At 49.5% G+C, this 9,107-nt stretch carries 12 protein-coding genes; 7 read left to right on the forward strand and 5 right to left on the reverse strand.

All coding sequences use genetic code 11. From position 1 onward, the window contains the following. Positions 1-5 precede the first annotated feature (5 nt). Together glmM and G465_RS0102595 are read left to right on the forward strand one after the other, a co-directional pair. Complete coding sequence (gene glmM, locus G465_RS0102590) at positions 6-1,334, forward strand: phosphoglucosamine mutase (protein WP_027405104.1); 1,329 nt, start codon at positions 6-8, stop codon at positions 1,332-1,334. A gap of 4 nt (positions 1,335-1,338) precedes the next feature. Then, positions 1,339-1,956: a DedA family protein gene (locus G465_RS0102595; RefSeq protein WP_022652927.1), complete on the forward strand. Its 618-nt coding sequence runs from the start codon at positions 1,339-1,341 to the stop codon at positions 1,954-1,956. 15 nt (positions 1,957-1,971) lie between these two features. On the opposite strand, the gene G465_RS0102600 is transcribed toward G465_RS0102595, so the two are convergent. After that, positions 1,972-2,319, reverse strand: coding sequence for an FKBP-type peptidyl-prolyl cis-trans isomerase (locus tag G465_RS0102600; RefSeq protein ID WP_022652928.1), 348 nt, complete (start codon positions 2,317-2,319; stop codon positions 1,972-1,974). Positions 2,320-2,452: 133 nt separating this feature from the next. Here G465_RS0102600 and G465_RS0102605 point away from each other — a divergent pair, with 133 nt between their 5' ends. Both G465_RS0102605 and G465_RS0102610 read left to right on the forward strand, forming a co-directional pair. After that, positions 2,453-2,902, forward strand: a complete 450-nt coding sequence (locus G465_RS0102605; protein ID WP_245556737.1) for a nuclear transport factor 2 family protein — start codon at positions 2,453-2,455, stop codon at positions 2,900-2,902. A 46-nt stretch (positions 2,903-2,948) separates the two neighbouring features. Further along, the gene (locus G465_RS0102610; protein ID WP_022652930.1) at positions 2,949-3,848 is read left to right on the forward strand and encodes a MerR family transcriptional regulator; all 900 of its coding nucleotides are present in this window, start codon (positions 2,949-2,951) and stop codon (positions 3,846-3,848) included. On the opposite strand, the gene G465_RS13175 is transcribed toward G465_RS0102610, so the two are convergent. Then, entirely contained in the window at positions 3,793-4,287 is a 495-nt protein-coding gene (locus G465_RS13175; RefSeq protein ID WP_022652931.1) for a DUF1841 family protein, read from the reverse strand. The two genes, G465_RS0102610 and G465_RS13175, sit on opposite strands and share 56 nt — an antisense overlap. Positions 4,288-4,354: 67 nt before the next feature. On the opposite strand from G465_RS13175, the gene G465_RS0102620 reads away from it, so the two are divergent. After that, positions 4,355-4,837 (forward strand): glutathione peroxidase, encoded by a 483-nt coding sequence (locus tag G465_RS0102620; protein ID WP_022652932.1) that lies wholly within the window; start codon positions 4,355-4,357, stop codon positions 4,835-4,837. On the opposite strand, the gene trmB is transcribed toward G465_RS0102620, so the two are convergent. Continuing rightward, the gene (gene trmB, locus G465_RS0102625; RefSeq protein WP_081642671.1) at positions 4,829-5,548 is read right to left on the reverse strand and encodes a tRNA (guanosine(46)-N7)-methyltransferase TrmB; all 720 of its coding nucleotides are present in this window, start codon (positions 5,546-5,548) and stop codon (positions 4,829-4,831) included. The genes G465_RS0102620 and trmB overlap by 9 nt on opposite strands. Before the next feature lie 18 nt (positions 5,549-5,566). Further along, on the reverse strand, positions 5,567-6,499 hold the full coding sequence (locus tag G465_RS13180; RefSeq protein WP_022652934.1) for an NAD-dependent epimerase/dehydratase family protein: 933 nt from the start codon (positions 6,497-6,499) through the stop codon (positions 5,567-5,569). A gap of 88 nt (positions 6,500-6,587) precedes the next feature. Here G465_RS13180 and G465_RS0102635 point away from each other — a divergent pair, with 88 nt between their 5' ends. Continuing rightward, positions 6,588-7,628 (forward strand): CDP-6-deoxy-delta-3,4-glucoseen reductase, encoded by a 1,041-nt coding sequence (locus G465_RS0102635; RefSeq protein ID WP_022652935.1) that lies wholly within the window; start codon positions 6,588-6,590, stop codon positions 7,626-7,628. 129 nt (positions 7,629-7,757) lie between these two features. Continuing rightward, the gene (locus tag G465_RS0102640) at positions 7,758-7,952 is read left to right on the forward strand and encodes a hypothetical protein (RefSeq protein ID WP_022652936.1); all 195 of its coding nucleotides are present in this window, start codon (positions 7,758-7,760) and stop codon (positions 7,950-7,952) included. 669 nt (positions 7,953-8,621) lie between these two features. Here G465_RS0102640 and G465_RS0102645 read toward each other — a convergent pair. After that, entirely contained in the window at positions 8,622-8,801 is a 180-nt protein-coding gene (locus tag G465_RS0102645; protein WP_022652937.1) for a hypothetical protein, read from the reverse strand. Between the last annotated feature and the right edge of the window lie 306 nt (positions 8,802-9,107).

The following is a 9,107-nucleotide window of genomic DNA, read 5'->3' on the forward strand; positions in this document are numbered from 1 at the left end:
CGATGATGACAAGAAAATATTTTGGCACCGATGGGGTGCGTGGAGAAGTGGGGCAAGAACCAATTACCCCTGATTTTGTGTTGCGTCTGGCGTATGCCGCTGGTCGGGTGTTGGTGAATCACGATCAACAAACGCCCACCGTGTTAATCGGCAAAGACACCCGCATTTCTGGCTATATGTTAGAAGCCGCGTTACAAGCGGGTTTTACAGCAGCAGGGGTGAATGTGTTGTTGACTGGGCCGTTACCCACCCCGGGGGTTGCTTATTTAACCCGCGCCTTGCGTTTATCGGCGGGGGTGATGATTTCGGCTTCGCACAATCCTTATCAAGATAATGGCATTAAATTCTTTGCCGAAGGTGGACGCAAATTAGCCGACCATATCGAGCAAGAAATTGAAGCTGCGCTCGATATGCCATTACAAACCAAGCCTTCTGCTTTGTTGGGACGAGCGCGGCGGATGGATGCCGCTGCTGAGCGTTATATCGAATTTTGTAAAAGCACTTTCCCGAACGATCGCAATTTACGCGGCTGTAAAATTGTCGTCGATTGTGCTCATGGTGCCAGTTACCACATTGCACCGAAGGTCTTTCACGAATTAGGGGCGGATGTAATTAGCATTGGCACTGAACCGAATGGCTTTAATATCAACGATCGTGCCGGCGCGATGTATCCCCGTGCGGTTCAAGCGGCGGTATTACAGCATGAGGCTGATTTTGGTATTGCCTTAGATGGCGATGGCGACCGGTTGTTAATGGTCGATCAACAAGGCCAAGTCTATGACGGCGACCAACTGATTTATGTGATTGCACGGGCACGAGCTGAACGCGACGAATTAAAAGGCGGCGTGGTTGGGACGTTGATGACCAATATGGCGATGGAACTGGCCCTGCAAGCGCGTGATATTCCGTTTGCTCGCGCTAAGGTCGGTGATCGTTATGTGCTGGAAATGTTGCAAGCTCGTTCGTGGTTGATTGGCGGCGAGGCGTCGGGTCATGTGTTGTGTTTAGATAAACACAATACAGGTGATGGGATTGTCTCGGCGTTGCAGGTATTGCGCAGTTTGTTTGATCTTAACCTATCGTTGTCCGAAGTCTGCCGCGATTGGCAAGCTTTTCCACAAACCCTTATCAATGTCCGCTTACATGGTCAAGATTGGCAACAAGCGTCGGCGGCAGTATTGGCTGAGGCAGAAGCGGCATTACAAGGGCGAGGCCGCGTGGTGTTGCGGCCGTCGGGTACTGAGCCGGTGGTGCGGGTGATGGTGGAAGCTGAGGATGCTGGCTTGGCAGAACGCTGGGCGCAGCAAATCGCGCAAGTCATTAAAGAGGCGTAAGCATATGGACATCCTGCAACTGCTCACCGACTTTTTCACCAATTATGGCTACGCGGCGGTGTTTTTTGTGTTGCTGATCTGCGGCTTTGGGGTGCCGATTCCTGAAGACGTTACCTTGGTCGCTGGCGGCATCATCTCTGGTTTGGGGTACACCAATGTCCACACCATGTTTGCTGTCGGTATGGCGGGGGTGCTGGTCGGTGATGCCACCATGTTTACCATTGGTCGAGTGTACGGAACCAAGGTGATGCAAGTGCGTTTTGTCGCCCGTTATCTCACTGAAGAACGGTTTATGGCAGTGCAGGAAAAGTTTGCTAAGTATGGGAATTGGGTGCTGTTTGTTGCCCGTTTCCTACCCGGTTTGCGTTCGCCGATTTTCCTCACCGCTGGCATGACACGCAGAGTGTCATTTTGGCGTTTTTTATTGATGGATGGTTTTGCTGCGCTGATTAGTGTGCCGGTGTGGGTCTATCTTGGCTATTTTGGTGCTAATAACCGCGACTGGTTGCTGACATGGGTACACCGTGGGCAATCCGGCATTCTGATGGTGTTGGCGGTGGCTGGGATTGGCTTAGGCGTGTGGTGGTGGCTTCGCCGCCGTAAGACGGCGAAATCGGCCTAAGTTAAATCCCGCGGTTTAGCCTACCGACAGCAATTCAACATCAAAAACCAAGGTGGCGTTAGGTGGGATAACACCACCTGCGCCTCGTGCTCCGTAGCCCAAGGCCGCCGGAATGGTCAAACGGCGTTTGCCGCCAACTTTCATCCCTTGTACGCCCTCATCCCAGCCTTTAATGACGCGTCCCGCGCCCAGTGGGAAAGTAAAGGGCTGTTTGCGCTGGCGGCTGCAGTCAAATTGTTCGCCATTATCAGCCAACCAACCCGTGTAATGAACGGTCACTTCTTCTCCGGCTGTGGCAACGGTGCCTTCTCCGATCACTTCATCACAATAGATGAGGCCTGATGCAGTGGTGATATTTTCCATTTTTTATCCCTGACTCAGTCAAAGAATATGATTTTAGAACAAATGTTTGCCGGTAGTCAGACGAATATTTGTTGTTTCGTATAAGACAATACTTTGACAAAGCGAGTGATTTCTCTATCCTTAGAGTATTCTCTTGCCGAGTGAAGCGAGTGTGGCGATGAATTTACCCGTAACGACTTCGTGTTCTGCCATCGTGGCGTGGTACGAACAGCTCTCTCCACAAACCCTGCCGCAGTTACATCAGCTCTATGCGCCAGATGCATGGTTTCAAGATCCTTTTAACCGTATTCAAGGGACTGCTGCGATTGAAGCGCTATTTCAACGTATGTTTCACACCTTGCAACAGCCGCGTTTTGTGATACGGGAACGGATTGAGCAAACTGACAAAGCGTTTTTAGTGTGGGACTTCACCTTTTTATGGCAAGGAAAGGCCATGAGTATTCATGGTGGCACGCTGCTGCATTTCGCCCCTGATGGACGGGTAACCAGCCATCGAGATTATTGGGATGCGGCAGGTGAGTTATACGAAAAAATTCCGCTGCTCGGCGCTTTGTTGCGGCGGATAAAACGACACATGGCATAATTCCGCCGCTTTGGTGTATCACGTCAACACAATTAAGAAAACAGTTATGAGCGATGTCAACATGGGGCTGCCCATCGGTGCAGTGGAACGAGAAACCGGTATCTCGAAAGATTTATTGCGGATGTGGGAACGTCGGTATGGTTTTCCCGAACCTGCCCGCGATGAACAGGGCGATCGCTTGTATGCGCGTGAACAAGTGGAAAAACTCCGCCTCGTCCGGCGTTTAATGGATATGGGGTTTCGTCCGGGTAAAATTATTAACTTATCGATGGCCGAGTTATTGCAACAGGTGCAAGCCCATCAACCCCGTTTAGAAGCCCCCGCCCCTTGTCATGAACTGATTCGGGTGTTGTTGGGCCATAATCCGGCGCAGGTACAAGCATTTTTACAAACCCGCTTACATGAATTGGGATTGCAGGTTTTTGTGCGCGAATTTATTGCGACCTGCAATCAATTGGTTGGCGAAGCTTGGATGCGTGGCGAATTGCAGGTGTACGAAGAGCATTTTTACTCAGAACAGATCAACCGCTTGTTGCGTGAAACACTGTCGCGGATGTCGTTGCCGATGAACCCCCCTCGGGTGTTGTTGACGACCTGCCCGGGAGAACTGCACATGCTGGGGCTGCTGATGGTGGAGGTGGTGTTGCGGATGGCAAATGCAGAAACATTGCCATTTGGCTGCGAGATGCCGTGTTCTGATATTGCTTCTGCTGCGCGCAAACATCAGGTAGATGTGGTGTTGCTATCGTTTTCGTCAGCGTATGAGGGCGATGTTGCCGAGCAAGTGCAAACCCTACTGAATTTATTGCCTCCCCAAACCGAGATTTGGGTCGGCGGCGGCGGATGTCGTGGTTTGCGCTCGCACGGGCAACTATCGGTGTTGGCTAATTTTAATGAGTTGGACCAGTGTCTGAACCAGTGGCGGTTGCAGCGCCAGTCGCATTAGCCTGTTCTGGTTGCCCAAGTTTGCGCCGCAACACATCTAAATAGCGTGTTGGATCGGGGGCGGTTTGGTAGCGTTGGGCATACCAAATCATTTCTGTCAGCCCATCCATCACTTCATGTTGGGCGCTGTGTTCATCCCCACATTGCAGGCACAGTTGTTGATAAAGTTCATACAACCCGTGCGGTTGTTTAATCGACAACTGTTCTTCAATCGCCAGATGCAACGAGAGATGAAGAAAGGGGTTGGTTTCGCCTAATTCGGGCGGCCAATCTTGTTGTTGCCAGCGTTCTGGTTGCCCTAACATCGCGTGATATTCAGGATGTTGGAACAATACCGCCAGCGTCAGTTTTTCAAGATCGGTCAGGGGTTCATGGCTGAGGTGTTTACGCCAAGTATCAAACAAAAATTGGCGCGCTTGGTCACGACTGGGGTTAAACATGGCAAGGGTTCAAGATAGGAATGAAGGCGGATTATCCCACACGCCGTCAACACAGGAGAACAGAGAAATGGCTAGTTTTTACGATTTTACCGCCAAGCGGTTAGATGGTACCGAGCAAGCGATGGCCGATTATCGGGGGCAAGTGGTGTTGGTCGTCAATACCGCCAGTGAATGCGGCTTCACCCCACAATATCAGGGTCTGCAAGAACTGTATCAGCACTTTGCTGATCGTGGATTAGTAGTGTTGGGATTTCCCTGCAACCAGTTTGGTGGACAAGAACCGGGGGATGAGCAGCAAATCGCCACATTTTGCCAAACACGGTTTGCGGTAACTTTTCCGATGTTTGCCAAGGTCGATGTGAATGGGTCACAAGCACACCCGTTATTCCAGTTTCTCACACAGGCCAAGCCCGGCATCTTAAATACCGAGTCGATTAAATGGAACTTCACTAAGTTTCTGATCAATCGCCAAGGTGAGGTGGTTGGCCGCTATGCACCGACCACCAAACCGAGTGATTTATTGGCAGAAATTGAGGCGCTGTTAGGCTGATTTCCGGAACACAATATCCCACACGCCATGTCCTAAGCGCAGACCGCGTGCTTCGAACTTGGTTTGTGGTCGATAAGCTGGTTTCTCCGCGTAGCCTTCGGCAGTATTTTCCAAGCCGGCTGTTTGCGACAGCACCTCTAAAATTTGAATCGCGTAGTCTTCCCAATCGGTTGCGACATGCAAATAACCACCGGGGGCGATACGCGAGACTAAATCGGCGACAAACGGGGCTTGGATTAAACGGCGTTTGTTGTGGCGTTTTTTGTGCCAAGGATCGGGGAAGAAAATATGCACACCGGCGAGGCTATTTGGCGCAATCATGTCGCGCAGCACTTCCACTGCATCATGCTGTGCCACACGAATGTTGCTCAGCTGTTTTTCTTCGACCAGCTTTAACAAACTCCCGACGCCTGGGCTGTGTACTTCTAAACCGAGGAAATTATAGTCTGGTAGCGTTTGTGCAATATCGGCGGTGGCTTGTCCCATGCCAAAGCCAATTTCGACAATCATCGGTGCGGTGCGCCCAAACACGCTGTCCCAATCCGGTGGTGTGGTTTGATAAGGCACACCAAAGACCGGTAATAAGGTTTCCAGCGCCCGTTCTTGGGCGCGTGATAAATGGCCTTGGCGCAAGACAAAACTGCGAATACGGCGATGAGTCGGGTTTTCGCCGTCTAAAGTGGCGTCAGTGTCGTGATCGGTTGACATCATTCAATCCAGAAAATTTTTTTAGGGGCGAGATGTTACCAGTTTTGGCGGGGCGACTTCTTTCTCGCCAAGGTATTGCGCTAAAAAACTGGCAACGCTGGGGTAGCGCAGTTGAATTTTTAATTCGCGTTGCAAGCGTTGTGAGTCTAAACGTCGCGACTCGCGTAAAAATGACCACAGTTGAGGGGAGACGACTTGTTGTAATGCTTGGCTTGGCAAACGCGGGAGAAGTGGAAGGCCAAAAGCGGTGGCAACGGCATCAAAGTAATCTCCCATTTTCATCGGTTGGGCATCACACGCATGAATCACCCGCGAACCGCGATGCCATTGCAGCGCTTTAGCGCAAATCGTGGCGAGGTCATCGGCATGGATATGGTTGCTGTAGCCATCTTCTGCGGCGATAAGGGCGGGTGTGCCTTGGGCGATCCGGCTGATTGGTAGCCGTTGTGCATCATAAATCCCGGGCACACGCAAGGTCAGCAAACTCGCACCCCACCGCCGGCTGGCGCTGCGCCATAACTGTTCTGCGTGCCAACGCCGTTGGGCGCGTGCTGATTCAGGATGAGGGGAGGCGGTTTCACTGAGCCATGCGCCTGCCCGATTGCCATAGACGCCGCTGGTGCTGATAAGAACAACATGTTGTGGTAGCATGCCCCGTTTTTGCAGCGCCGCAATCAGGTTTTTTGAGCGGCTGTCTTGGTGCCCTGAGGTTGGCGGGGGTGCCAACATCAATAGCTTATCGATGGCCAAACCTGCCAAGCGTTGTAAGCTTTTTGGTTGATCTAAATCGCCCATGATCACCTTTGCCCCTGCCGCCCGCCATCTCGCGGCTTCACTTGGGCGACGTAAGAGCGAAAAAACGGTGTAATGAGGGGTAAGTTTAGGTAAAACCCGCCAAGCAATGTCGCCACACCCCACCAGTAATACCCGAGTACGTCCTGTTTTGTGTTGCATCACAATCTGTCTTCTTTCTAGCAAAGCCTGTTCGGCGCCGGATTGCGCTTAACAGAGGTCGGAATTGATCGAATAAGGTAGCTTTATCATGTCTGAAGTAAACGCATCCACTGTCAAGCTGTTGCCAAGCGGCCGCTCGTTTAGCGTCAATGCCCACGAAACTATCCTAGAAGCGGCCTTACGGCAAAACATTGGTTTACCGTATGGTTGTCGTAATGGCGCTTGCGGTGCATGTAAAGGCCGTGTGGTAGAAGGTCAAGTGAAACACCGTCAATATCAAGAAAAAGCCCTACCTGCGGCAGAATCGGCAGCGGGTCAGGCTTTGTTATGCTGTGCCGAGGCCAGCAGCAGTGAGTTGGTGATTGAAGCGCGTGAATCGAGCGCCGGTGAAATTCCAGTGAAAACCCTGCCATGTCGTGTTGAGTCGATTGAAAAAATCCACGATGTGGCTGTGTTGAAGCTGAAGATCCCTGCCAGTGAGCGTTTGCAGTTTATGGCCGGTCAATACATTGATATTTTGATGCGCGATGGCAAGGCGCGCAGTTTTTCATTAGCGAATGCACCACATGATGATGCGTTCTTAGAATTGCATATCCGTCACATGGCTGGCGGGACATTCTCGGAATATGTTTTTAAGACCATGAAAGAGCGTGAAATTCTGCGCTTTAAAGGGCCATTAGGCACATTCTGTCTGAATGAATCTAGCGATAAACCGATTGTGTTCCTCGCCAGCGGCACCGGCTTTGCCCCGATTAAAGGCATTATTGAGCACATGATTCATCAGAACATTCAGCGTCCCATGACTTTATATTGGGGTGGCCGTCGTCCTGCTGATTTATATTTCCACCACATGGCTGAAAGCTGGGCACAACAACTGCCACATTTCCGTTATGTGCCGGTGGTGTCTGATGCAACAGAGGAAGACCAGTGGACTGGCCGGACTGGTTTTGTGCATCAGGCGGTGTTGGATGATTTTGCGGATTTGTCTGGGCATGAGGTCTATGCCTGCGGTGCGCCGGTTGTGGTCGAAGCCGCGCATCAAAGCTTTATCCAAGAGCGTCAGTTACCTGCGGATAGCTTCTTCTCGGATGCGTTTTTCTTATCGAAAGATTTGACGCCGAAGGCTTGAAGGTAGGTTAGGCGGGTGTATCGATTCAGGGCGAACCAAGTGTTCGCCCTTTGTTTTTTGCAAGTTTATGATATTGTTTTAATATCAGTCTTTTTGCTAAGGATTTTGTCGCCGTGTCGGACAACACTATTGAAACCTTTATTCAACGCTGGTCAAAAGCGGGCGGTACAGAACGAGCCAATTACAGCACAAACTCTGTCGATTGAAGACATTGCCAACTGCTTCAAACGTTCTCGCAAAAACGCTGTTCAACCCGTGATTGATGCTTTGGAAGAACTGGGGATGGTTCAACAAAACGAGGGCTTGTTTGGACTTGTTGCGTGATTGCCTGTGCAACGGGGTAGGGTGGATAAGCGTAGCGCATCCACCAACCAACTATCAACGAGCCCAAAGCACGGGCGGAAAATACTTTTTCACCGTCGTTACAAAGAACAGAAAACCATCTTTTAACAACGAAAATCATATTGATTGTTTACGGCAAGATTTCAGGCAAACATTTGTTGAAATCCCCTTTGCAATCAAAATCATTGTGATTTTACTAGAACACCTGCATTGAATTTAACAGTGATTTGGTGGATGCGCTACGCTTATCCACCCTACGAAACTAATTCGAGAAACCTTCAATTCGTATTGGGAAAAATTTGAACAAGCACAAACAGAAAAACAAAGAGAAGAAATACTCAGTGAGTTAAATTATGAGTTAATAAAAATCGCGGTTATATGCAAAGATATAGGATTTGCAGAAGAAAGAGAAAAAAGGGTTTTTGTTTTTTTGCAAGAAACCGAGATCAGCGAAATTAAATTTCGAGAATCAAGGTTTGGTATAACTCCATATATTGAAATAAGAATTAAACCATCTTCTATTGTGGATATAACAGTTGGCCCTAGCCATCATCAGGATTTAATAAAAAAAGGTTTGTTTCTATTTCTGGAAAGCAAGGGATGCAATATTCCAATAAAGACATCGAAGATTCCTTATAGGTAGTAAATGTTCTACCAAGGTTTCTTTTGTAAAGAAGTTTCTTCTTGAGTCTCCTTTTTCTCATCAGGGGAAATATTATTCCGTTCCGAACTATGTTCAATGACCTTCTCTCTTAAAAGGTTATTTAAGGTTTCTCTTGTTTTCGCAAATTTGATTGCTTCAATCGCAATTTCATCAGAAATTCTTGACATAGAAATTCTCCTTTGTAGATGAAGCTAAATAGGCTGGCACGTTTTGTAGCCATCATAACAGTTCAGTAGCTCACGACATCGGCCAGATGGCGTGGGTTTGGTGGGCACAAAAGCAGTATTCACCCTACTACACTTTTCGCAGGGGTAGCTTGGATGAAGTCTCAAAAAAATGAGCATGAAGGACTTAAGAAAGTTGGGCGTCGCCTGACTCGCCCGTGTTTCACATTAAACCGACCAGCCTTCCGGTTTCATTAGGCTTCCTCTGGTCAGGAACAGAGCACCAGGGGTGGTACTGGCAGCATTCGC

The organism is Aquaspirillum serpens DSM 68 (genome assembly GCF_000420525.1).
In the GTDB taxonomy this organism is placed as follows: Bacteria; Pseudomonadota; Gammaproteobacteria; order Burkholderiales; family Aquaspirillaceae; genus Aquaspirillum; species Aquaspirillum serpens.